Source organism: Pontibacter harenae (assembly GCF_020907245.1).
Classification (GTDB): domain Bacteria; phylum Bacteroidota; class Bacteroidia; order Cytophagales; family Hymenobacteraceae; genus Pontibacter; species Pontibacter harenae.
Map to the genome: position 1 here is coordinate 84,273 of NZ_JAJJWH010000009.1, position 22,477 is coordinate 106,749.

Consider the following 22,477-nt stretch of genomic DNA (forward strand, 5'->3'; position numbering starts at 1 on the left):
TACGCTAGGTCTTCTTAACCTAAATAAGAAAGAACGCTATGTTTGATATGATGGGCATGATGGGCAAAATGAAAGAGGTCCAGGCCAAACTGAAAGAAGCTCAAGATAATCTACAACATATTACCGTAACCGCTGAAGCTGGCGCAGGCTTAGTTAAAGCAACCGTAAACGGCCAAAAGAAGCTTTTGAAAATAGAGATTGACGACTCTATTTTGAACACCAACGACAAAGACATGGTGAACGACCTGGTAGTGGCTGCAGTTAATAACGCCATGCTTACGGCAAACGAAAGAGCACAGGAAGAGCTTAAAAAGCAAACAGAAGGTATTTTGCCAAACATTCCAGGTTTAGACTTCGGAAACTTTGGCATATAGTACCAGTACCAGCCACACGGCTATTGTTATACTTAACTGGAACGGCCTGCATCACCTGCAGGCCTTTCTGCCGTCTGTTGTCAGTAACAGCCCCAATTGCGAAATTATAGTGGCCGACAATGCCTCCACCGATGCGTCTGTCGCTTTTGTGCGAGAGAACTTTCCAGAGGTGCGCCTTATTCAGTTGGACCAGAACTATGGTTTCTGCGAAGGTTACAACCTGGCGCTACGCCAGGTGCAGGCCAAATATTATGTGCTCCTGAACTCAGACGTAGCTGTTACCCCTAACTGGACGGTACCTCTGCTTGATTTGATGGAAGCCGATGAAAGTGTAGCCGTTTGCCAGCCCAAGATAAACGCACACCAGCACCCTGGCTTTTTTGAGTATGCTGGTGCTGCAGGCGGTCTGCTCGATACACTTGGCTACCCTTTCTGCCGTGGTCGCCTCTTCGAAACGCTGGAAGAGGATAACGGTCAATACAACGATGTGCAGGAGATTTTTTGGGCTACTGGTGCCTGCATGTTTGTTCGGGCTGAAGTTTATCATGCGCTTGGAGGCTTAGAGCCTGCTTTTTTTGCACACATGGAAGAAATAGATTTCTGCTGGCGAGCCAAGAATGCAGGGTATAAAATCATGTACAACGGCCACTCGCAGGTGTACCACCTCGGCGGTGGCACCTTGCACAAATCCAATCCGCGCAAGACTTATCTTAATTTCAGAAATGGACTGGCTCTAGTTTATAAAAATCTTCCTTCTTCAGAATTGATACCTACCCTTGCACTGCGTGTAGTGCTAGATTGGATAGCAGCGTTTAGAATGGTAATGGCCGGGCAAAACAAAGATGCTCAAGCAGTATTGGACGCACACGTAGACCTTTTCCGAAACCGCTCATACTGGCACAAAAGCCGCAAAGAGCAACAGTCTAAGGGAAACTTCCACAGCATGGCAGGAGTTTACAATGGCAGTGTCGTGTGGAAATACTTTATTCGGCAGAAACGAACGGTAAGGGATTTATAGATCCCAAACAGTGCTTCGCTCACGACGCAGGCTTTTTTGTACGTTCATCCAAAAGGCCAACATCAGGTATATGATAACTGGCGAGCCCATGGTAAGGAAAGAAACGTAAATGAAAGAAAGGCGTATGCTGCTGGTAGCAATGCCAAGCTTTTCGCCCAGCATCGTACACACGCCGAAGGCACGAGATTCGATATAGTACTGGAGACGTTTCATTTTAAAATTGTTACAATTATAAATTTATGGCTTATACTTTTATCTGCCAAACCAAACGGACAGAGTTTTAAAGCTATAACGTAAAAGACACATTTAGCCTTATATTTCTCTACGGTTAAATCCCGAACATGGATATGCAACAGCCAAAAATATATTTTCGACACATTTTCTTTCTTCCTCTCATATTCAGCTTTTTAACCTCTGGCTGCACACTGTCGCGCATGGTCAGAATTGCCAAGAAGCAGGAAATAACTGTGCAACCCAATCCTTTGGTAGCCGACGGTCAGAAAGTGGGTTTTGAAATAAAGGCCAGCATGCCCCGCAAAATAGAGAAAGATAATTACACCTATAAGCTAGATGTTTACTATACCTATGGCGAAGATAAGCGCGATCAAATTGGTACGCTTAACTTTGAATTTGGTGAATTTATTTACGAAAACAGAAAGCCAACCATCTTCAAATACTTTTCATTTCCTTATGCTCCTGAAAAAAATCCTGGGAAACTTTTTGTGCAAGGTAGAGCCATAAATAAAAAGAATGAAAAGGTAAAGCTTGCTGACCCCGTACAGGTGGCTATTGGCCTGAATACGACACCACTTTTGATCGTTCGCAAAAACGAGATTAATTTTATTCCTGATAATTACGTCGAAGAGGTAAACAAGCCTGCTACAGTTCTATTTTATTTTGATGAAGGGCAAGCACGTCTATATGAATCTTTCGGATCTACCTTAAAAGCCTTAGACCAATATGCCGCAGATGTAGTTCCTCAGCAAAAAATAATCGTAACAGCATCTCAATCACCAGATGAATACGGCACGGATATAGCTAAAAAACGAGCCAACATGCTGGAAGAGCACTACCGCAAAAGGATCAGTATTTTAGACTACAGCGACAAAAAAGTAAGCATCAGCACTAAAATAAACAGAAGCAACTGGCCCCTAATCGGGAAAAAGATACAAGCCACAGGTTTACCGAAAGGGCAAAAAGAGGAAGTACTCTATATTATCAACAGCAACAGTACAGACCAGGAAAAAGCTACAGCACTTCAGCAAACAGCAGCTTATGACTACTTACAACGGTATGTGTACCCGAGCCTCCGCTCTGCCAGCGTACAAATTGACTACAACCGCAGCCGCAAGGCTGATTATGAATTGTTTATTCTGGCGAAGAAAATAGCAGAAGAAAAAGTTGATGCTGACGTGCTAACACAGGAAGAACTGCAGCATGCTGCCACTCTGACCCCATTGCTGGCTGAAAAGAAAGCTTTTTATGAAGCTGCCGTGAAGACAACTGAAAGTTGGTCTGCTTTCCATAACCTGGGTAAGGTTTACGCCGAAATGGCCCGAAAAGAATACAGACCAAAAGTGAAGCAGTTATTGCTGGCAAAAGCTATTCATAACCTAACCTATGCTGGCTTCCGAAATCCTACAGCCGATGTGTATTATAGCCTGGCAAGTGCCTACCATTTAAGAGGCGAATATCTGGAGGCGCTGCAATACTATGACTACGCCATAAAGTTAGGTGCTGATGAGGCAATGCTTCAGCGTGTTTTCGCTGACAAAGCAGCGGTAGAAATAGAGATCGGGCAGTACGATGATGCCATCGAAAGCCTTACTTACGCTGGCGACAACTACCAAACGAACATGAACATGGGCTTAAGTTACCTGCTGAAAGAAAATTACGAGGGAGCCCAAGGCTTCTATAACAAAGCCCTGGAATTGAAGCCTGCCGATGCGCTGGCAAACTACAGTTTAGCCATCATTGGGGCCCGTACACAAAACGAGCAAATGCTGAGGCAACACTTGCGTAGAGCTACACGCGCTGACAACAGTTTTGTAAAAAAATCTATAGATGATCTGGAGTTCAGCTCTTACAGAGGCCGCCCAGCCTTTGAAGATGCCCTGATTCGGTAAGTGTATCTGATAAATCACGAAAAGTCACCTTGTAAATTCACAGACTTATCTTAATTTTACCTTCTGAACCGAGAATTAAACTTAAATATGCGAAGTATACAGTTTAGAGAAGCTCTGCGTGAAGCCATGACAGAGGAAATGCGCCGCGATGAGCGCGTATTTTTGATGGGTGAAGAAGTAGCAGAGTACAATGGCGCCTACAAAGTGAGCCAAGGCATGTTGGACGAATTTGGAGCTGAGCGTGTAATAGACACTCCAATTGCAGAGCTTGGCTTTGCTGGTATCGGAGTTGGTGCCGCTATAAACGGCCTGCGTCCAATTATCGAATTCATGACTTTCAACTTTTCGTTGGTAGCCATCGACCAGATAATCAACTCTGCCGCAAAGATCATGTCTATGTCTGGCGGACAGTATAGCGCACCAATGGTGTTCCGTGGTCCTACAGGTAGTGCAGGTATGCTGTCTTCTCAGCACTCTCAGAACTTCGAGAACTGGTTTGCGAATACAGCAGGTTTGAAAGTAATTGTGCCTTCTAACCCTTACGATGCAAAAGGCTTGTTGAAGTCTGCTATCCGCGACAACGATCCAGTTATTTTTATGGAGTCTGAGCAGATGTACGGCGACAAAGGCGAAGTGCCAGAAGAAGAATACCTGATTCCAATCGGGGTGGCTGACATCAAGCGTGAAGGCTCTGATGTAACCATCGTTTCTTTCGGTAAGATGATGAAAGTAGCTTTAGCTGCTGCAGAAGAACTTGCTCAGGAAGGTATCAATGCAGAGGTTATCGACTTACGCACTGTTCGCCCTATCGACTATAAAACACTGATTGAATCTGTAAAGAAGACGAACCGCATGGTAGTTGTGGAAGAAGCATGGCCACTGGCTTCTATATCTTCTGAGCTAGCTTACCACATCCAAAGCAATGCCTTCGATTACATGGATGCACCAGTTAAACGTGTAACTTGCCGCGACGTGCCGCTTCCTTACGCTCCAACGCTTATCGAAGCGTCTCTACCAAACGTAGAGCGTACTGTTAAGGCTGTAAAACAGGTATTGTACAAAGAAGCTTAACATACAGAGCTCTAGAGAATACAGCAAAAGGGGATGCAACATCGTGTTGTATCCCCTTTTTGCTTTTCTAGCTGTATATGCTTTAAACCACCCCTCATATAATGTGGGAAGCCTGCCGTACTCCCTTTTTTAATAAAGTATAGTTACTGGTTTAGCCCCAGAACCAGAAACAGGCGGCTGGTGAGAAGGACAACCTGCTTCTCAAAGAAAAAGGAGAACCATCTGGCAAGCCTGAATATCATGTTCAGCCACAGAAACAGCCAAAATGAAAACATCATACATTGTGAACCACAACCAAAAATTATACTGAAAGTAAGGAATGATTCCCCTCTATGGAGACGCGTCCAATTCGAAAATATAGCTGCTACTACAGTAAAGGCTGGAAAACTCATCTGTGAAAGCTCACATCCTTTATCCTTAAACAAGGTAAGGTAGTTGGATCATAGCATAGAAACCAGTCGCGTTTGCAGCTGCCGATTAGCCCTCCGTCTCAATTTCCGTCTTTTTTACTTTTACAGCATTGTCCTCAGGTATAATGCCTCGGTCGTGCTCACGGGAATAAACTTGTGTAAACTCGGCACCGAAAAGAAAAATAACTGAGGCATAGTAAATCCATATCAGTATCAGCACCATAGAACCCGCAGCACCATAACTGTCGGCAATCTCGTTGTACTGGAAGTAGACATTAAGGGCATACTTACCTAGGCCAAGCAGAATGGCAGTAACAAACGCCCCTACCCATACATTATGCCATCTTATTTTTGCGTCGGGCAGCACCTTGAATATGACTGCGAAAATGAGTGTACTGATCAGTATAGACATCAGCACATTGCCGACAGTGATAAAATAAACAGCCACACCTGAAAACTGCTCGCGCAGGTAGTCATTAACAACACCCATAATTATATCTACGGATAAAGAAACCAGCAGCAGAAAACCAAGGCTCACCACCAGTGCAAGCGACATTACTCTGTCGATTATCAGCTTCAGCCAGCCTTTTTCTGGTTTAGCCCTTACCTCCCACATAGCGTTAATGGAATCCTGTAAAGCGACAAACACAGTCGTGGCACTGAAAATCATAACGGAGATGCCTACGATAGTGGCCCAAAAACTAGACGATGACTGACTGGCGTTTTCTATTATATCCTGAATCTGGGAGGCACTGCCTTGCCCTACTATGCCACCGATCTGCTTTACCACCTGCCCTTTTACCGCATCCTGCCCAAAAACTGTAGAGGCAATCCGAATCATGATGATTAAAATAGCTGGCATCGAGAAGATGGTATAAAAACCGATGATGGCTGCATAATCCAGCGGTCTATCATCTGCAAATTCTTTGAATGTCTGCTTTGTTATGTCCCAGCCATTCCCTAATCCTTTGTAAAAACTCATAGCAGCTAATTTGATTTTGCCACTGTGTTAAAAGCTTTAGCAGTGGCCTTAATTTTTACTACGGAACAAAGCAAGCTGATGATATAGCCACAAAGCAAAAGCCTTGCACAATTTAATTTTGTTCGTTCTGTGGGATTTGCATAAGTAAACAGGGAAGGATTATACTTGCTTTACGACATATTAGTGCTGCAGCTTAAGCTTAGCAAGGTAATTACCGTATTCTCCATCGTAGAGCACTTCAAAGCTGTATCCATGCATTACTGCATAATTCTGCAAAAGATCAGCATCTATGTACAGCCATTTAAATGGGCCACTTTCATGGTTACCGTACTTCATGTTGTAAGTTATTTCGCCATAATAGCCAGCGTTCAAATCTAAGAGCACAGAGCCATCCTCCTCCTCGTACATATACAGTATGTCTGCTGATTCTAACAAAATCTGACCGCCAGGCAGCAACAGTTTTTTAGCATGCTCCAGAAAACGCTCCAGCCCCTCCAGGTTACCAACTATACCAATTCCGTTCATTAGCATAAGCAGTGTGGTATACTTCTGTCCTTCCATCTGCAACACATCCTGCCGCAAAACATGCTGTACCCCCCGTTCCCGCATTATTGCAGTGGCCTTTTCTGAAACATCTACTGCGGTAACTTCTAAACCTTTTTTTTGTAACTCCAGGCTATGTGTACCAACCCCTGCTCCAACATCCAGCACTATCCCGCTGCAATGTTCTAGTGCTATGTTCTCTAACTCTGGCATTTCGTCCCATGTTCTGAAAAGGTAGCTGGCAGGTATCACATCATCTTCGGTAATATTACTTTCTACAGTTATCTCTGCATCTGCTTCACCATTTAAATAAGCTTCTGCAGCAGCACCAATAGGGTCGTTTAATTCCATTTTTCATTTCGATTTAAGGCTGCAAATAACGATACAAATGTGCTTTTTTAAAAATAATTTGAACTATATCAATTATTTAAAGACACAAGCAAGATCACATACACCTAATAGTCAACATATTATGACTAAAAACAGAAACTAATGATTTGTATTAATCAGAAAAAGACGTAGCTTTATACCTACAACTGCTACAGATAAGGCTTATGACAACAATTGCTTATAGCCATATACAGGTTATGCATCCCAAACTGGAACAACTGTACCTAAGGCTTGAAAAGACCAGGAATAGACTTCTAGACGAGCTGGAAGGACTGGACGATGATCTTCTAAACTCAAAACCCACAGCTGAAAAGTGGTCTATAAACCAGATTGTGGCTCACATGCTCTTAGTTGAAAAAGTAACAGCAAGTTATGTGCATCGTAAGCTGGAAACTCCTGAAGAGTTGGAAGATTCTTCTCTGAAGAGTTCCTTTAAATCCCTCCTGATGAAAGTGCTACTCAAGACAGGGATAAAGTTTAAAGCGCCTTCAGTTGTTGCTAATGTACCTGCTACAGCCGATCTTTTAGCACTCAGATACGACTGGGACCAGCTTCGTTATAAACTGGAAGATATTTTGACTGAAATACCAGATTACCTGTTATACAAAAACGTTTTTAACCATCCTAAAGCTGGTCCGCTCACAGTCCACCAAACCCTTCACTTTTTGCAAGACCACTTCGACCACCACCTCCGCCAGATACAGCAACGGAAAGCTTCGCTACTTAGAGGCTAGTGCTTTCCATGATAGTTGTTCGCCAGGCAATTTTCCACCTAAGCCATAATGCCCTTTTAACTTTCTAGCCTCTTTTAATCTTAACTCTTTACCGTCTGTCTTCCCGCACCGAAGCCAAGGCTTTTACTTTTGCATTTTTGATGTGTTCAATTATGAGGTCCAGGTTGTAGCCATCCAGTGCACGGGCAAATACAAAAGGGCCTTCGCCGCGCATCTTTAAGGAGTCGCGCTCCATCACACCCAAATCTGCTCTTACCATATCGGCAATATCTATTTTATTAATTACCAGCAAATCTGATTGGGTAATGCCTGGTCCGCCTTTGCGTGGCACTTTATCACCTCCCGATACATCAATTACGTAAATAGAAAAGTCTACTAACTCACGGCTGAAGTGCGCGGCTAGGTTATCACCCCCGCTTTCCACGAAAAGGTAGTCAATTTTATAGTTGAACCGGCTCATAAGGCCTTCTAGCGCATCCATGTTTAGCGAAATATCTTCGCGTATGGCAGCATGCGGGCAACCACCTGTCTCTACGCCCACTATGCGGTCATCGCTCAGAGCGCTGTTGCGGATAAGAAACTCCGCGTCTTCCCGTGTAAAAATATCGTTTGTTACAACGCCTAGCTCAAAATCGTTACGCATCCGCTCGCAAAGTGCTTTCAGCAAAGCTGTTTTACCAGTGCCTACAGGTCCGCCTATGCCTACTGTAAAAGCTCGTTTTCGGAAATTACGGTACGAAGGCAGCTTACGGGTATCGCGCTCATTATAGTCTCCTGGAGATTCGTAAGTCTCGTGTGAGTGGCCGTGCAGCAGAAGAGCTAGTTTATCGACAAATGCCATGTTTTTAGTGTGTTAGTTGTAGTGAAGGTGTGAATTATATTGTCTTCTTAATCTTTTACTTGCGCGGCTAATTCTGAAACAGCTTTGAGTAAATATCTTCGTGAAAGACCTGTAAGGTATCAAGCAAAAAAGCTGATCGGGAAGCTTGACTATAGCCTTTCTTAACATTGCTTTCCATCAGGTTTTCGAAAACGGCATAAAAATCATGCTGCAGCTTATGTCCTTCCATCGGCCCTATAAAACCTAGCCTGATTGCGGCACTAAGTTGGTCGCGCAAGGTCATGTGCAAGTACATCAACTGGCAGTCATATAAAGCATAGCCCGACCTTTTAAGCCCAAGGGCATACACCAGCACAAAGTGCAGGCTTAACTGCCGCTCCGTAAACCACTGTTGCAACTCCTCTATACCTGCCTCTGGATAAAAGGATGTAAGCAGCTTTAACCAGTTTTTGCCTTGCACAATGCTGGCCTTGTGCATCGTCGGCACGAGCATCATAGCGTCGTACTCCTCGGCTATTGTTTGCAGTTGCTCATTCAGATCGTCTTGCTCTAATTTATAACAGGAAGTCATGAACGGAAACTCCATGCTCACCACCTGCTGCTGGTACGCATACAGGTAATTGCGCAGCCCGAACTGGTTTTTGATCAAGCCAAACGTTATACTGCTCTCCAACCCGTAAGAGTAGGCAAAAGAACCCGTCGGAATAGAGGAATCAACTAAGTGCAGCAGGCGCGCGAATTGCATGGGCTATGTTTTTTACATGAACAGTTCTTGGCACAGACATAAACTGGTCTGAAAGATGCTGTAAGGCCTATTGAGAAAATGAAGTACAAGCATTACCTGCTCAAGAACCTTTCTGGTTTTAATTCCTAAAACAGATTGTACAGCTGTGCCAGCGGCAGTTTAGTGGCTGGTTCACAAGTTAAATGCACACCGTCTACAGTTACTTTATAGGTCTCTGGGTCTACATCTATGTTAGGCAGATAGCTGTTTAGCTCCATATCCTTTTTGCTGACGCTGCGGCAGTTTTTTACGCCCACCACTTGTTTTTGCAAACCATAGTTACGCTTTACGTGCTCTACCGAAGCCTGCGACACAAACACCATAGAGGTCTGACCGATGGCTCCACCAAAAGCGCCGAACATGGGGCGCGAGAAGTATGGCTGTGGCGTTGGAATGGAAGCGTTGGCGTCTCCCATCTGCGATTGCACAATTACGCCACCTTTAATCACCATTTCAGGTCTTGATCCGAAAAAGGCTGGCTTCCAGAGTACCAGATCAGCCAACTTACCTAACTCTACAGAACCTATTTCGTCCGAAAAACCATGTGCTTTAGCTGGGTTGATGGTATACTTAGCGACATAGCGTTTCACTCTATAGTTATCGGCTTTTCCTTTCGTTGCAGCATCTTCTGGTAACAGATCGCGCTGCACTTTCATTTTGTGAGCTGTTTGCCAGGTGCGCGTAATCACTTCCCCTACGCGCCCCATCGCCTGCGAGTCGGAAGCGATGATAGACAAGGCTCCCATGTCATGCAAAATGTCTTCGGCAGCTATGGTTTCGCCACGGATACGGCTCTCGGCAAAGGCCACGTCTTCTGGTATGTTTTTATCCAGGTGATGGCACACCATCAGCATATCGAGGTGCTCGTCTATAGTATTTACCGTGAAAGGCCGTGTTGGATTGGTGGAGGAAGGAATGACATTGGGCTCGCCGCAGATTTTGATAATGTCTGGTGCGTGACCGCCGCCTGCTCCCTCGGTGTGATAAGCATGAATAGTTCTGCCTTTAAAAGCGTTGGTAGAAGTCTCCACAAAGCCGCTTTCGTTCAGCGTATCAGTGTGGATACAGACTTGCACATCGTATTGATCGGCTATACTTAAACAGTTATCGATGGCAGCAGGCGTGGTGCCCCAGTCTTCATGCAACTTAAAACCTAACGCACCAGCCTCCACCTGTTCTATCAGCCCCTCAGGTTTGGCAGAATTGCCTTTGCCCAGAAAGCCAAAGTTCAGCGGAAAAGCCTCTGTTGATTTTAGCATCATCTCTATAAAAAATGCCCCTGGCGTACACGTTGTCGCATTAGTACCAGCCGCCGGACCAGTACCGCCGCCTACCATGGTTGTAACACCCGAGGCAAGCGCCTCCGTTATCTGCTGCGGACAAATAAAATGAATATGACAATCAATACCGCCAGCCGTCAGAATAAGCCCCTCTCCTGCCACTACTTCTGTTGTTACGCCCACAATCATTCCTGGCGTTACTCCTGGCATAATGTGCGGATTACCAGCTTTGCCTATACCTGAAATTCTTCCATCTTTTATACCGATGTCTGCTTTATAAATACCTGTATAATCTACTACCAAGGCATTTGTAATAAGCATATCCAGTGCATCGGCCTGAGCTATACCTGCGGTTTGGCCCATGCCGTCGCGCAACACTTTGCCGCCACCAAACTTACACTCCTCCCCATAAACGGTATAGTCTTTCTCTACCTCCACTACCAGGTCAGTATCGCCGAGGCGTACTTTGTCTCCTACCGTGGGGCCATACATATCGGCATAAGCGCGTCGGTCTATTTTAAAACTCATAGGAAGTTGATTATGAAAGAGTGTATTTGTATGAATTGAATGTGAACAAATAATGTCCTAATGCAAGAAACCTTCGGACTTCATTTTGGCTACTGCCTCGGCTTTAGTCTCTTCGCTTAAGCTGCCCCCGATAAGGTTGTTGCCGCCGTATACTTTCCGCTCGCCTGACAGTGCTACCAACTGCACTCGCTTCCGTTCACCAGGCTCGAAACGCACCGCTGTACCTGCAGGTATATTCAATCTGTACCCAAAGGACTTTTCGCGATCGAACTGCAGTTTGGCGTTGGTCTCAAAGAACGGATAATGCGAACCCACCTGCACAGGTCTGTCTCCCATGTTGGTTACCTCCAAGTCTATCACCTCCCGATCTTTATTCAACTCCAGTTCCCCTTCTGAAAGCATGTAGGCTCCAGGATCGGCGTTAACTAGGTTATCAGGAGAATTCGTTTGATTTGATTTGGTGAGACCCGAACCGTAAAGGGCCAGTTCTGATATACCTCTTTCCCTGCACACAGGATGATGCACCGTTACTAGTTTCGTACCGTCGGGAAAAGTACCTTCTACCTGTACTTCGTGTAGCATGTCGGCAACGCCTTCCATCACATCCTCCAACCCCAGCAGCTTTTTGCCTTTGTCCATTAGCGTCGCCACGCTTTCACCGTCGCGAATAAACTCCAACAGCTGCGTCGCAATCAGGGCAACCGTCTCGGGGTAGTTTAGTCGCAGACCTCTGGCATACCTTTTCTGCGCCACAAAGCCAGCGTTGTGCAGCACCAACTTATCAATATCTTTTGGGGAGAGATGCATGTTTGAGTTAAAGAGTTAGAGGGTTTAGGAGTTAGAAAGTTATCGCTGTAAAAGGTTTTCGTAGATCATGTAGCTGCCGTAGAGAATGCAGATGAAGGACGAAAGTACGACAATGCCGCTTCGGAAGGCGCGGTTAATTTTCATGCGCTGCGTGAACGGAATACTGAACATGCCTGCTGCTATAAACATACCGATGATAGAGCCTACACCAAATACCAAAATATAAAGTATACCCAGTATCGGATCACTGATTTCGCTCATTACAATAAGCACCAGCGCACCACTCCCTGCCAGACCGTGTATAAGCCCGACAGTATAAGCCAAACCATGCTGGTACTTAGGTGCTCTAACCTTGGTATAGTTGCCTTTGTTGAAAAGTCGGCTGAAGCCCATAATGACCAGCACCAGGCCGACAAAAGCCTCAAAATAACCAGAACTAAAAATGGTAAGTCTGCTCAACAAAATAACAGAACCCACTATAAACAAGGTGGTAGTATGCCCCAAACCCCAATAAAAGCCATCCTTCACTGCCAGTACCACGCTATCCCGCTTCGAAACAATATTGCTAACCGCTAGCAGGTGGTCTGCTTCAAAAGCATGACCTATTCCTACAACGGAGGCAAACAGAATGGGCAATAAGGCTTCCATAGTTCTAGTAGTTGCTTTGCAGTTTTGTATGTAATATACCTATTTTTTGATTTGTTGCTAAATAAACTTTCATAAAGGCATCAAAATGATAAGCTTTTATAATTGAAAATCTCATGCCTACAACCTTCCCAATTAGCCTTAACTGGGAATGTGCTTGCGCAATCTCCTCTAGAAAAGGCAACCTTACGTGCAAGGGTAGGTATAGATTTTATAAACCAAAAAACTATGAAAACAGAAAATAAGAGACTAGAAGGCCAAGTAGCCGTTATTACGGGAGCAAGCTCAGGCATTGGGCAGGGCATTGCCATTGCGATGGGACGTGAAGGTGCTAAAGTAGTCATAAACTACTATTCCGATGAAGAGGGTGCTAACTACACAAAATCCGAAATTGAAAAAGCAGGCGGAACTGCTATTACCATCGGGGCGAATGTTTCGAAGGAAGACGAAGTGCAGAAGATTTTTGAGACAGCCAGAGAAGCTTTCGGAACGATAGACATATTGGTAAACAACGCAGGTATACAGCAGGATGCTAGTCTGCTGGAAATGAGCTTGGAGCAGTGGCAAAAAGTTATCAGCACTAACCTGACTGGTCCGTTTCTTTGTGCCAAAGAGGCTGCCAAAGAGTTCGTGAAGAACGGCGTGAAAGAAGGTGTTTCTAAAGCGGCTGGCAAAATCATTTTCATCAGTTCGGTACACGATATCATTCCGTGGGGCGGCCGCGTAAACTATACTGCTGCCAAAGGTGGAGTAATGATGATGATGAAAACGCTAGCCCAAGAACTGGCATCGGATAGAATACGCGTGAACAGCATTTCGCCTGGCGCTATTAAAACAGACATCAACAAAAAAGATTGGGAATCTGAAGAAGGAAAGCAGAAGATGCTGTCGCAGATACCTTACGGACGCATAGGAGAACCAGAAGACATTGCCAAAGTAGCCGTGTGGCTAGCCACTGATGAAGCCGATTATGTAACAGGTGCTACTATTTATGTGGATGGCGGTATGGTGCTGTATCCTTCGTTTAATGAGTAGAATTATGAAGCCTCTGCTGCTGTTGTGTTTTTTGAACAACAACCTGATGGAGGTACTGTTTTCTTAATGTTCGGCTTACAGATAGCAGCAGCTATTTTTAGTCAGACTATAGGATGAAAAAAAAGCAGGGGCAGAGGAAACTGCCTCCGCTCCTGCTTTTTTATTTTAAACTTGCTAATTAAGCAAAGTATAAAATGATGTATTACGAAGCATTAGAAAAGCATTACAGCACGCTTTTCTAATTTATAGCAGCGCTACCTACGCTTGTTTCACCAACTGAATTTCAGCATTCAGGCGAATATCATCACTTACTACTACATTGCCAGCTTCCGTTACAGCATCCCAGGTAAGGCCAAACTCTTTTCTGCTGATCTTGCCAGCTACAGTGAAACCTGCTTTTGTCTGTCCATAAGGGTCAACTACAATACCACCGAAATCTACATTCACGGTAACAGGCTTGGTTATACCTTTTATTGTCAGGTCGCCATGTAGTTTAGCCGTGTCTTCGTCTACTTTTTCGTAGTTTTTACCAACAAACCTTACTTCCGCGTTATTTTCTGCATCAAAGAAATCAGCAGATTTCAGGTGTGTGTCGCGCTGCTCGTTGTTGGTATTGATAGAGTTCACATCTGCCGTAAACACAATGCTGGAAGCCTTGGAGAAGTCATCTTCCTCTGTTTCAACCTCAGCATTGAAAGTCTGAAAATAACCTGTTACAGTTGTAATCATCAGGTGCTTTACCTTAAACTGAACTTCACTGTGTGTCGGATCGAGTGTCCATTTTACATTTGCCATAGTATTTATCTTTTAGGTTTGGGGTTTAAATATCAAATTAACTTCTCGCAAATATACGAGACTTTTATATTAATGTATATACAATAGTGATTACTACAGCAAACATTTTTTTAATCAACCTTCTTCAACACGCTATAGATCATTTCCAATCTTTAACATTAGGCTTAAGAAGTGCATGAGAAAAGCATAGGTTGATTAGTAGGCAATACAAAAGAGAAGCAGGCACAAAATAACTTGTTTCTAACTACTGTACCAGCTTCTTTAATGATTTTACAGAATTGATCAAAACAGCATAAATGTGGCTCTCAAGAATTAAATCAAATAAAATTTGAAAAATAATTCCTGTTAAAGGGGATAGTTTTAAACAAAGCCCGATATATATAAGCGAGGAGTAGCTCAGTAACAGACATTAAAATCACGAATGGACTACATAGACTACAGCGTAGCGGATTTTGCAGCTGATCCTTTCTTTATCGAATGGGTAAAGTATCCTGACGAAGAGAATGATGCTTTTTGGGTAGAATGGCTTAAGGAGAATCCGAAGAAACTGGAGACGGTGCAGGATGCACGTCAGATTGTGTTGGCAATATCTAACGATGAGGACCTAATTCCAGAGTGGGAGCTCGAAACAGTTTGGGCAAACATAAATGAAGCGCGAAAGGGGAATCCAGCCACAATAGTAAAAGAACAGGCAAAGAAATCTGTTTACTTATGGAAGTCTAACCTGTTCGCTGCCGCTGCCATGGCTGTAATACTCCTCAGTATTATGGCGCTTTTTCTCTACACGCTACAATCTGAAAAAACAGAATATGTAACCAACTATGGAGAAAGGCGCAGCATTGAATTACCAGACGGCTCTAAGGTTGTACTAAATGCAAATTCAAAGCTCGCTGTACCTAACAAGTGGCCGCATGACAAACCTCGAGAGGTGCAGTTGGAGGTTTATTTTACGGTTAGGCATAAGCACAACCACCAGAAGTTTATTGTGCATACTTCTGCTGGTAACGAGGTAGAGGTGCTAGGTACAGAGTTCAACGTTTCTGATCGGGGAAACAAAGAGCAGGTGGTGTTAACCTCTGGGGAACTGACTTTTAAGATAGCAAACAGCCGTGAAAACAGGAGAATAAAGCTTAACCCAAGCGAATTAGTGGAAGTAATGGAGACCACTGATAGGGTAGTTAAGAAAGATGTTCGCACTGAAAAATTCACCTCCTGGAAAGACAACAAAGTAATTTTTGATGCTACCCCCCTGCGCGATATTGCCACTCTGCTGGAGCATGATTATGGCTACGAAGTAGTGCTAAAAGACGAAAAGATTTCCAATTACAAAATAACTGCACAGTTTGTTGAGCGGAGCTTAAATAAAATATTAACTACACTTTCGGACATCTTGGGAGTAAAAGTTAAAAAAACAGAACAACAGATTATTATAAGCCCTTCCAATACCACCTAATAAAAAGGACGTTCTTTGTTTGTTGTATGTTTGTTTTAAATAGAAAGAGCAGTGATTACAGAGATACAAGGAGGACCCGCTAAATTTTACTGTGTAATGATCCCCTCCTACCATCCCTCACACCCGCAGGCCCTAGCGATGGCCACAGTACACAAAAAGTAGAAAAAGCCTTCTGTTTTACAAGGTAGTTTGTAGTTTTACTGTAGCTAAATTGCTATTAGCTACAACAGATTTAAACAGAACAAACAAAACTATGGCCTCAGAAGAACAGAACGAATCAACTATAACACAGGCACCTTTTGGTAAAACACCAGATGGCAGAGAAGCCACTCTTTATACCCTTACAAATAAAAACGGGGTTACCGTTAAAATCACAAATTACGGCGGCATAGTAGCTTCTATACTGGCACCAGACAAGGCAGGGAACATAGAAGACATTGTGCTGGGCTATGACCAAGTATACGGCTACATTCCGAACGACCCATACTTTGGTGCGCTCATCGGGCGTTTTGGTAACCGTATTGCCAAAGGCAAATTCTATTTAGACGGAAAAGAATATACACTTGCCACTAATAACGGTCCAAATCATTTACATGGTGGCCCTGCTGGCTTTCATACTGTTTTTTGGGATGTGGAAGAACTACCACAGCAGAATGCGCTAAAATTAACCTACACCAGCCAGGATGGCGAAGAAGGATACCCAGGCACTCTCACCACTACAGTAGTTTACACCCTTACAGACGACAACAGCCTGCTCATAGCTTACGAAGCGACTACAGACAAGCCAACACCAGTTAACCTAACCAACCACAGCTACTTTAATCTTTCTGCTGGTAAAACGCAGGATGTGCTCAGCCATGTTGCCACGATAGATGCAGATCGTTATACCGTAGTTGATGACAGCTTTATACCAACTGGCGAACTTAGACCTGTTGCTGACGGACCGATGGATTTTACAAGCCCGAAGGTGATAGGAACTGAGATTGAGGACGTAGAGGGTAACGGCTACGATCACAACTATGTAATCAATGATTATGATGGCTCCTTAAAGAAAATTGCTTCGGTATACGAGCCAACCAGCGGAAGAGTATTGGAAGTAGAATCAACTCTGCCAGGGGTGCAGTTTTACACAGGCAATTTCCTGAATGGGTCACTTACAGGTAAGGGAGGGCAAGTATACATTCAACGCGCAGGGTTCTGCCTCGAAACCCAGGATTTCCCAGATGCACCAAACCAGCCAAGTTTTCCAAACACTATTTTAAGGCCTGGTGAAATATATAAAGCAACAACAGTTTACTCGTTTTCTACCCGAGAAAAGTAAAACCTAAATACTAGTAGACTGGCAAAAAAGAGAGAGGCCACGCAGTTAAGAATTTCTTTAACTGCGTGGCCTCTTTTTTTTATACATCTTGTTACTAACAAGCAACCGCTTTATATACAGACGCTAGTTCGATGAACTTTAAAATGTCTCCTCTATCTTCTTTAGTCCCAGCACTTCGCTTGTGTAGGTTCTAACATGTTCGGCTAGCTTTGGATTACTAGCTAAAGACTCACCAAATGAAGGTATCATCTGCTTCAGTTTATCCTGCCATTCCTTCGATTTCATCTTCTCTGGAAAGCAACGCTCTAATAGGCTAAGCATAATCGAAACTGTGGTAGAAGCGCCTGGCGAAGCGCCGAGTAAAGCCGCTATAGAACCATCTTTAGAGCTAACAACCTCAGTACCGAACTGAAGAATACCGCCTTTCTTAGGATCTTTTTTGATAACCTGCACTCGCTGCCCTGCTACCTCTAAGTCCCAATCTTCCAGTTTGGCATCAGGGAAAAAGTTTTTCAAAGCCTCTAACCTGTCTTCTGGCGACTGGCGCACCTGGTTTATAAGATACTGTGTCAGCGGGATGTTCTTGATACCAGCTGTCAGCATCGGACGCAGGTTGTTTGGCTTTATAGACATAGGCAAGTCGAACAAAGAACCGTTCTTTAGGAACTTGGTTGTAAAGCCTGCATAAGGTCCGAAAAGAAGCGCCTTTTTACCGTTAATCATCCTCGTATCTAGGTGAGGAACAGACATAGGCGGTGCCCCAACCGATGCTTTGCCGTAAACTTTTGCATGGTGTTGCTCTACAATTTCTTCTTTGTTGCAAACCAGCCACTGTCCACTTACTGGGAAGCCACCGAAGCCTTTTCCTTCTGGAATGCCAGACTTTAACAGCAACGGCAAAGAGCCTCCTCCAGCGCCAATAAATACGAACTTAGAGTGAACTTTCGTCTTCTCACCTGTTTTCAGGTTCTTTACTTTTACACTCCACCTTCCGTCAGACTGTTTCTGTAGGTTACGAACCTCATACCCAAAGTGAAGCTTTACTCCTCCTTCGCTCTGTAAGTGGTCTAGCATACAGCGGGTCAGTTCACCAAAGTTCACATCTGTACCAATCTCCATACGGGTAGCAGCAATCTTCTCCGATTTGTCGCGCCCTTGCATAATTAGCGGAATCCACTCTTCTATCTGCTTTCGGTCCTCGCTGTATTCCATGCCCTTAAACAGGTGGCACTTTAGAAGTGCGTCGTAGCGTTTCTTCAAATAATCTACGTTATCCTCGCCCCACACAAAGCTCATGTGCGGAATGCTTCTAATAAAATCACCAGGTATTTTAATAAGGTTTTCCTGAATCAGATAGGCCCAGAACTGCCTCGAAACATCAAAAGACTCTGTTATCTGAACAGCTTTAGATGTTTCAATACTTCCATCTTGTAACTCTGGTGTATAGTTAAGTTCGCAAAATGCTGCATGGCCTGTTCCTGCATTGTTCCAGGCATCAGAGCTTTCTGCTGCCGCCACATCCAGCCTTTCATAAATCTCAATCTTCAGATCAGGGTCTAGCTCTTTAAGTAAAACACCAAGTGTTGCACTCATAATGCCTGCACCTATCAAAACAACATCAGGAGCTAATTCTGAAGAACTGTCGCTTTTAATCATATCTTTTATATAAGTATAATGTACTTTTCGGTTGCCAGCTAAATTGCCTTAAAGAAGAATACGGTATTTAGATTGTAAGGAGTTATAAATTTGTATTTTAAGCAAAATTCGATATTGATATCTTTTAAACCACTCAAAAATTGCTCTTACAAAAGCAAATATCGTAATTTTAATAGATATTTAGGCACAAAAAAATACAGCGAAGGCAAAACCTGCCTCCGCTGTAAATATTGAAGAGATTTTGTGTTATAATGCTTTTTTAGCTGCGTCTACGATACCACTTAAACCTTTGCCCCCAGTCATTTGCTCTTTTTGGGCATGTGCCTGCGGATGTGGCGCACCTAGTTCTGGTTTAGTACCTTGTGGTGCACCAGTTACAACCTTGAATTCACCTTTACCATCCATAGATTTTCCACTTCCCCAACGTGACTTCAGCATTTCTTCTGCTGTTCCCTCCATATCATTCACTTTAGTTGAAACGAAGGCGTAGTTAAAGTCATGGTTTTCCATTGTTTGTGGGAAACTGTTCGGAATTGGATGCACGCCGTTCAGGCCTCCAAGCTCTTCCAGCACAGCAAGCCACTGGTTCTGGTGCATTGTGTCGCGGGCAATAAGGAATGCTAGCATATCTTTCATGCCTGCATCGTCTGTAGCTTCCCAAAGGCGCGTAGCCAGCAACCTACCCGAAGATTCAGCCATTACGTTAGCATACATATCAGCAGCAAGGTTACCAGTACCTACTACCCAAGAACCGTTAAATGGCACACCGTTGCTATCCATCGCCATGGCTGCCATGCCTGAAGAAAGAACGTGGCGTGGGTTCATTCCTCCCATTACGGCACCTACTACTTTGTCTTTAGCCATTTCTTCCTGCATCGATACAGGTGCTCCTTCCAGGTTCAAAGCAACTGCCGTAGCCAGCATTTCTATATGTGCAATTTCCTCTGTACCTGTTTCCATCAGCATGTCGCGGTACTTTACAGGACCACGCTGCCCCCAGGCTTGGAATAAATACTGTAGACACACTCTAATTTCACCTTCGATACCTCCAATGGCTTGTTGCAACATGTTGGCGAAAGCTGGGTTAGGCTTATCTACCTTAACCTTGTACTGTAGTTTGCTATCATGATAAAACATAAAAGATTATAGTTTTAAGTTGTACATACCAATACTTTACGCGCCTCTGTAGCTGATGTTGTAACTATTATCTCTTATAGATAATAACTATAAAGTATAGGTAAAAATGATAACCCTTCTGTGTCTTAAATCAGTAAAAGCTTATGTAATAGCAAAATATACATCTTAGACAGAAATCTAGAAAGTTATGACTGAAAACAGCAACGGCAACCAGCAACAACCTGAGAATGGCTCTGCTAAAGGCATGCAGCAAGGTGACGGCAACAACAGACTTACTACACGACAGGGCCATCCTGTTACCGATAACCAAAACATCCGTACTGTCGGTAACCGTGGCCCTGCCACTATGGAGAACTACCACTTTATCGAAAAGATCTCGCACTTCGACCGTGAGCGTGTTCCGGAGCGGGTAGTGCATGCCAGAGGCGCAGGTGCCCACGGTGTTTTCGAGGCATACGGGAAAGTTGGCGATCAGCCTATCGCCAAGTATACACGAGCTAAACTCTTTCAGGAAAAAGGAAAGCAGACACCTGTATTTGTACGATTCTCTACAGTTGGGCACCCTTCCGGCTCTCCTGAAACACTTCGCGATCCACGCGGTTTTGCGGTGAAGTTCTATACCGAAGACGGCAACTGGGATTTGGTGGGCAACAACCTCAAGATTTTCTTTATCAGGGATGCGATGAAGTTCCCTGATTTTATTCACTCCCAGAAACCTGACCCTATCACGAACATACAAAGTGCGGAGCGTATTTTCGACTTCTTTACCGGCACCCCGGAAGCTATGCACATGGTTACGTTCCTGTACTCGCCGTGGGGTATACCTGCCAACTACCGCCAGATGCAAGGCTCTGGTGTAAACACCTATAAATGGGTGAATGCTGACGGTGAGGCTGTGCTGGTAAAATATCATTGGGAGCCAATTAAGCAAGGAATTCGCAACCTAACGCAAAAAGAGGCGCAAGAAATCCAGGCGAAGAACTTTAACCACGCTACCCAAGACCTTTATGAGGCGATAGAGCGGGGCGATTATCCTGAATGGGAACTGAATGTGCAGATCATGAGCGATGACGAGCATCCGGAACTGGATTTCGATCCGCTGGATGATACGAAGCTTTGGCCACAGGACCAGTTTCCGTTTATGCCAATTGGCAAAATGACGCTGAACAGAAACCCGGAAGATTATTTTAACGAGGTAGAGCTTTCTGCTTTCGGCACAGGTGTATTGGTAGATGGATTGGAGTTTTCGGATGATAAAATGCTGCAGGGCCGCACCTTCTCTTACTCCGATACACAGCGCTACCGTGTAGGCGCTAACTACCTGCAATTGCCGATTAACGCTCCAAAGAACCAGGTTTATACCAACCAGCGCGGAGGCGCGATGGCTTACAAAACAGATTTCGCCCCAGGGCAGAACAAGCACGTTAATTACGAGCCGTCTGTTTTGGGTGGATTGCAAGAACATCCGAAACCGGCGAAAGACTATGCTCCTCGTTATGAAGCTAGTCTGACAAAGCAGCACATCGACCGCACGAATCCATTTAAGCAGGCCGGTGAAACGTACCGTAACTTCGAGGATTGGGAACGCGATGAGTTAATCTCTAACCTATCAGGCGACCTTGCTGGCTGCGACAAGCGCATTCAGGACAAAATGGTAGAATATTTTACCCAAGCCGATGCAGATTACGGCAGGAGAGTGGCTGAAGGTATAAAGATGAAAACTGAAATGATGATGAAAATGAAGCAGGAAATGGGTACTGATGGGCCTCAGGGAAACACTACTGGTGAAGAAGCAGTGAAGCAGGCACAGGATAAATCTCACCCTGCTAAGCCTTATTAATCAATAATCTTACACTTAGAAAACAAAGCCACTCTAAAAGTTAGAGTGGCTTTTTACTTGCCTATAAAATGGTAAAGCTCCTTATACACCCGAGCCAACTCTTTTGGAGGAAAATGTGCATTTAAGCCACTTGGGTTAGGTAACACCCACAGTTGCGTATCTCCTACTGTATGCGCCTGTAAACCAATACTAGCCTTTTTATCGCCAAAGGCAACGCGATAAGCCGAAATACCCAACATGGCAAGCACCTTCGGTTTATACTTCATCAATTTTAATGTGATGTTAGCTCCACCTTCCAATAACTCCTCTTTCGATAGTTCTGCCGCAGCTGTCGTAGCCCTATCTACTATATTCGTGATGCCATACCCCAATTCCAAGAGCTCTTTATCTTCCTGTGGATGGTATAGCCGTGGCGTGAAACCTGCGGCATACAAGGTAGGCCAAAAACGATTTCCTGGTCTTGCAAAATTATGCCCGACGGCGGCCGTATAAAGGCTGGGATTTATTCCGCAGAACAACACATCCAATTCTTGCGCAATAATATCGGGCACAGTTTTACTGTGGGCAGCGGCTAATTCTTCTTTTGTAGGCTTTTTGATTAAGTGCATGCTCTAATTATTCTGCAAACCCGCCTTTCGTTTATCTGATGAACATTTCATAAGGAAAGCAGGGCACCATATGAGGCATTTTCATTATACAGAAGCAAA

Annotated in this window: 21 protein-coding genes; 9 read left to right on the forward strand and 12 right to left on the reverse strand. The window is 44.2% G+C overall.

The features are described 5' to 3' along the window. The first annotated feature begins 38 nt into the window (after positions 1 to 38). Both LN893_RS07045 and LN893_RS07050 read left to right on the forward strand, forming a co-directional pair. Positions 39 to 374, forward strand: a complete 336-nt coding sequence (locus tag LN893_RS07045; RefSeq protein ID WP_229969098.1) for a YbaB/EbfC family nucleoid-associated protein — start codon at positions 39 to 41, stop codon at positions 372 to 374. Next, positions 364 to 1,392 carry a glycosyltransferase family 2 protein gene (locus tag LN893_RS07050; protein WP_229969099.1) on the forward strand — a complete coding sequence of 343 codons (1,029 nt, stop codon included), beginning with the start codon at positions 364 to 366 and terminating at the stop codon, positions 1,390 to 1,392. The genes LN893_RS07045 and LN893_RS07050 overlap by 11 nt, the downstream gene beginning before the upstream one ends. Here the strand turns inward: LN893_RS07050 and LN893_RS07055 are convergent. Next, positions 1,387 to 1,605: a PspC domain-containing protein gene (locus LN893_RS07055; protein ID WP_229969100.1), complete on the reverse strand. Its 219-nt coding sequence runs from the start codon at positions 1,603 to 1,605 to the stop codon at positions 1,387 to 1,389. The two genes, LN893_RS07050 and LN893_RS07055, sit on opposite strands and share 6 nt — an antisense overlap. Before the next feature lie 221 nt (positions 1,606 to 1,826). Here LN893_RS07055 and LN893_RS07060 point away from each other — a divergent pair, with 221 nt between their 5' ends. Both LN893_RS07060 and LN893_RS07065 read left to right on the forward strand, forming a co-directional pair. Then, positions 1,827 to 3,518 carry a tetratricopeptide repeat protein gene (locus tag LN893_RS07060; RefSeq protein ID WP_229969101.1) on the forward strand — a complete coding sequence of 564 codons (1,692 nt, stop codon included), beginning with the start codon at positions 1,827 to 1,829 and terminating at the stop codon, positions 3,516 to 3,518. A gap of 87 nt (positions 3,519 to 3,605) precedes the next feature. After that, a complete protein-coding gene (locus LN893_RS07065; protein WP_229969102.1) occupies positions 3,606 to 4,589 on the forward strand; it encodes a pyruvate dehydrogenase complex E1 component subunit beta in 984 nt (327 codons plus the stop codon). Positions 4,590 to 5,066: 477 nt separating this feature from the next. On the opposite strand, the gene LN893_RS07070 is transcribed toward LN893_RS07065, so the two are convergent. Beyond that, on the reverse strand, positions 5,067 to 5,981 hold the full coding sequence (locus LN893_RS07070) for a YihY/virulence factor BrkB family protein (protein ID WP_229969103.1): 915 nt from the start codon (positions 5,979 to 5,981) through the stop codon (positions 5,067 to 5,069). 180 nt (positions 5,982 to 6,161) lie between these two features. Beyond that, on the reverse strand, positions 6,162 to 6,875 hold the full coding sequence (locus tag LN893_RS07075; protein WP_229969104.1) for a class I SAM-dependent methyltransferase: 714 nt from the start codon (positions 6,873 to 6,875) through the stop codon (positions 6,162 to 6,164). Between the two features lie 203 nt (positions 6,876 to 7,078). Here LN893_RS07075 and LN893_RS07080 point away from each other — a divergent pair, with 203 nt between their 5' ends. Next, a complete protein-coding gene (locus LN893_RS07080; RefSeq protein ID WP_229969105.1) occupies positions 7,079 to 7,648 on the forward strand; it encodes a DinB family protein in 570 nt (189 codons plus the stop codon). An 88-nt stretch (positions 7,649 to 7,736) separates the two neighbouring features. Here LN893_RS07080 and ureG read toward each other — a convergent pair whose 3' ends face one another. The 5 genes from ureG to LN893_RS07105 all read right to left on the reverse strand — a co-directional run bounded on the left by ureG (position 7,737) and on the right by LN893_RS07105 (position 12,536). Further along, on the reverse strand, positions 7,737 to 8,489 hold the full coding sequence (gene ureG / locus LN893_RS07085) for an urease accessory protein UreG (RefSeq protein WP_255709929.1): 753 nt from the start codon (positions 8,487 to 8,489) through the stop codon (positions 7,737 to 7,739). Between the two features lie 67 nt (positions 8,490 to 8,556). Beyond that, entirely contained in the window at positions 8,557 to 9,234 is a 678-nt protein-coding gene (locus tag LN893_RS07090) for an urease accessory protein UreF (protein WP_229969106.1), read from the reverse strand. 125 nt (positions 9,235 to 9,359) lie between these two features. After that, positions 9,360 to 11,081, reverse strand: coding sequence for an urease subunit alpha (gene ureC / locus LN893_RS07095; protein ID WP_229969107.1), 1,722 nt, complete (start codon positions 11,079 to 11,081; stop codon positions 9,360 to 9,362). A 57-nt stretch (positions 11,082 to 11,138) separates the two neighbouring features. Then, positions 11,139 to 11,888 (reverse strand): urease subunit beta, encoded by a 750-nt coding sequence (locus LN893_RS07100; protein ID WP_229969108.1) that lies wholly within the window; start codon positions 11,886 to 11,888, stop codon positions 11,139 to 11,141. 39 nt (positions 11,889 to 11,927) lie between these two features. Beyond that, positions 11,928 to 12,536, reverse strand: a complete 609-nt coding sequence (locus tag LN893_RS07105; RefSeq protein ID WP_229969109.1) for an urease accessory protein — start codon at positions 12,534 to 12,536, stop codon at positions 11,928 to 11,930. 225 nt (positions 12,537 to 12,761) lie between these two features. Between LN893_RS07105 and LN893_RS07110 the strand changes: the two genes are divergently transcribed. Next, positions 12,762 to 13,568: an SDR family oxidoreductase gene (locus LN893_RS07110; protein WP_229969110.1), complete on the forward strand. Its 807-nt coding sequence runs from the start codon at positions 12,762 to 12,764 to the stop codon at positions 13,566 to 13,568. Positions 13,569 to 13,826: 258 nt separating this feature from the next. Here the strand turns inward: LN893_RS07110 and LN893_RS07115 are convergent, their stop codons facing one another. Then, complete coding sequence (locus LN893_RS07115) at positions 13,827 to 14,363, reverse strand: YceI family protein (RefSeq protein WP_229969111.1); 537 nt, start codon at positions 14,361 to 14,363, stop codon at positions 13,827 to 13,829. Positions 14,364 to 14,784: 421 nt separating this feature from the next. Here LN893_RS07115 and LN893_RS07120 point away from each other — a divergent pair, with 421 nt between their 5' ends. Both LN893_RS07120 and LN893_RS07125 read left to right on the forward strand, forming a co-directional pair. Then, positions 14,785 to 15,816: a FecR family protein gene (locus tag LN893_RS07120; RefSeq protein WP_229969112.1), complete on the forward strand. Its 1,032-nt coding sequence runs from the start codon at positions 14,785 to 14,787 to the stop codon at positions 15,814 to 15,816. A gap of 253 nt (positions 15,817 to 16,069) precedes the next feature. Next, on the forward strand, positions 16,070 to 17,137 hold the full coding sequence (locus tag LN893_RS07125; RefSeq protein ID WP_229969113.1) for an aldose epimerase family protein: 1,068 nt from the start codon (positions 16,070 to 16,072) through the stop codon (positions 17,135 to 17,137). A gap of 138 nt (positions 17,138 to 17,275) precedes the next feature. Here LN893_RS07125 and LN893_RS07130 read toward each other — a convergent pair whose 3' ends face one another. Continuing rightward, positions 17,276 to 18,793: a malate:quinone oxidoreductase gene (locus tag LN893_RS07130; protein WP_229969114.1), complete on the reverse strand. Its 1,518-nt coding sequence runs from the start codon at positions 18,791 to 18,793 to the stop codon at positions 17,276 to 17,278. Positions 18,794 to 19,039: 246 nt separating this feature from the next. Beyond that, complete coding sequence (locus LN893_RS07135; protein WP_229969115.1) at positions 19,040 to 19,930, reverse strand: manganese catalase family protein; 891 nt, start codon at positions 19,928 to 19,930, stop codon at positions 19,040 to 19,042. 244 nt (positions 19,931 to 20,174) lie between these two features. On the opposite strand from LN893_RS07135, the gene LN893_RS07140 reads away from it, so the two are divergent. Beyond that, the gene (locus LN893_RS07140; protein WP_229969147.1) at positions 20,175 to 21,770 is read left to right on the forward strand and encodes a catalase; all 1,596 of its coding nucleotides are present in this window, start codon (positions 20,175 to 20,177) and stop codon (positions 21,768 to 21,770) included. A gap of 53 nt (positions 21,771 to 21,823) precedes the next feature. Here LN893_RS07140 and mug read toward each other — a convergent pair whose 3' ends face one another. Then, positions 21,824 to 22,378, reverse strand: a complete 555-nt coding sequence (mug, locus tag LN893_RS07145) for a G/U mismatch-specific DNA glycosylase (RefSeq protein WP_229969116.1) — start codon at positions 22,376 to 22,378, stop codon at positions 21,824 to 21,826. Positions 22,379 to 22,477: the final 99 nt, after the last annotated feature.

Excerpts from the sequence above, each read along its gene's own strand:
- LN893_RS07045 (WP_229969098.1), top strand. The coding sequence starts at position 39 with ATGTTTGATATGATGGGCATGATGGGCAAAATGAAAGAGGTCCAGGCC.
- LN893_RS07055 (WP_229969100.1), bottom strand. The coding sequence starts at position 1,605 with ATGAAACGTCTCCAGTACTATATCGAATCTCGTGCCTTCGGCGTGTGT.
- LN893_RS07060 (WP_229969101.1), top strand. The coding sequence starts at position 1,827 with ATGGTCAGAATTGCCAAGAAGCAGGAAATAACTGTGCAACCCAATCCT.
- LN893_RS07065 (WP_229969102.1), top strand. The coding sequence starts at position 3,606 with ATGCGAAGTATACAGTTTAGAGAAGCTCTGCGTGAAGCCATGACAGAG.
- LN893_RS07070 (WP_229969103.1), bottom strand. The coding sequence starts at position 5,981 with ATGAGTTTTTACAAAGGATTAGGGAATGGCTGGGACATAACAAAGCAG.
- LN893_RS07075 (WP_229969104.1), bottom strand. The coding sequence starts at position 6,875 with ATGGAATTAAACGACCCTATTGGTGCTGCTGCAGAAGCTTATTTAAAT.
- LN893_RS07080 (WP_229969105.1), top strand. The coding sequence starts at position 7,079 with ATGACAACAATTGCTTATAGCCATATACAGGTTATGCATCCCAAACTG.
- ureG (WP_255709929.1), bottom strand. The coding sequence starts at position 8,489 with ATGGCATTTGTCGATAAACTAGCTCTTCTGCTGCACGGCCACTCACAC.
- LN893_RS07090 (WP_229969106.1), bottom strand. The coding sequence starts at position 9,234 with ATGCAATTCGCGCGCCTGCTGCACTTAGTTGATTCCTCTATTCCGACG.
- ureC (WP_229969107.1), bottom strand. The coding sequence starts at position 11,081 with ATGAGTTTTAAAATAGACCGACGCGCTTATGCCGATATGTATGGCCCC.
- LN893_RS07100 (WP_229969108.1), bottom strand. The coding sequence starts at position 11,888 with ATGCATCTCTCCCCAAAAGATATTGATAAGTTGGTGCTGCACAACGCT.
- LN893_RS07105 (WP_229969109.1), bottom strand. The coding sequence starts at position 12,536 with ATGGAAGCCTTATTGCCCATTCTGTTTGCCTCCGTTGTAGGAATAGGT.
- LN893_RS07110 (WP_229969110.1), top strand. The coding sequence starts at position 12,762 with ATGAAAACAGAAAATAAGAGACTAGAAGGCCAAGTAGCCGTTATTACG.
- LN893_RS07115 (WP_229969111.1), bottom strand. The coding sequence starts at position 14,363 with ATGGCAAATGTAAAATGGACACTCGATCCGACACACAGTGAAGTTCAG.
- LN893_RS07120 (WP_229969112.1), top strand. The coding sequence starts at position 14,785 with ATGGACTACATAGACTACAGCGTAGCGGATTTTGCAGCTGATCCTTTC.
- LN893_RS07125 (WP_229969113.1), top strand. The coding sequence starts at position 16,070 with ATGGCCTCAGAAGAACAGAACGAATCAACTATAACACAGGCACCTTTT.
- LN893_RS07130 (WP_229969114.1), bottom strand. The coding sequence starts at position 18,793 with ATGATTAAAAGCGACAGTTCTTCAGAATTAGCTCCTGATGTTGTTTTG.
- LN893_RS07135 (WP_229969115.1), bottom strand. The coding sequence starts at position 19,930 with ATGTTTTATCATGATAGCAAACTACAGTACAAGGTTAAGGTAGATAAG.
- LN893_RS07140 (WP_229969147.1), top strand. The coding sequence starts at position 20,175 with ATGCAGCAAGGTGACGGCAACAACAGACTTACTACACGACAGGGCCAT.
- mug (WP_229969116.1), bottom strand. The coding sequence starts at position 22,378 with ATGCACTTAATCAAAAAGCCTACAAAAGAAGAATTAGCCGCTGCCCAC.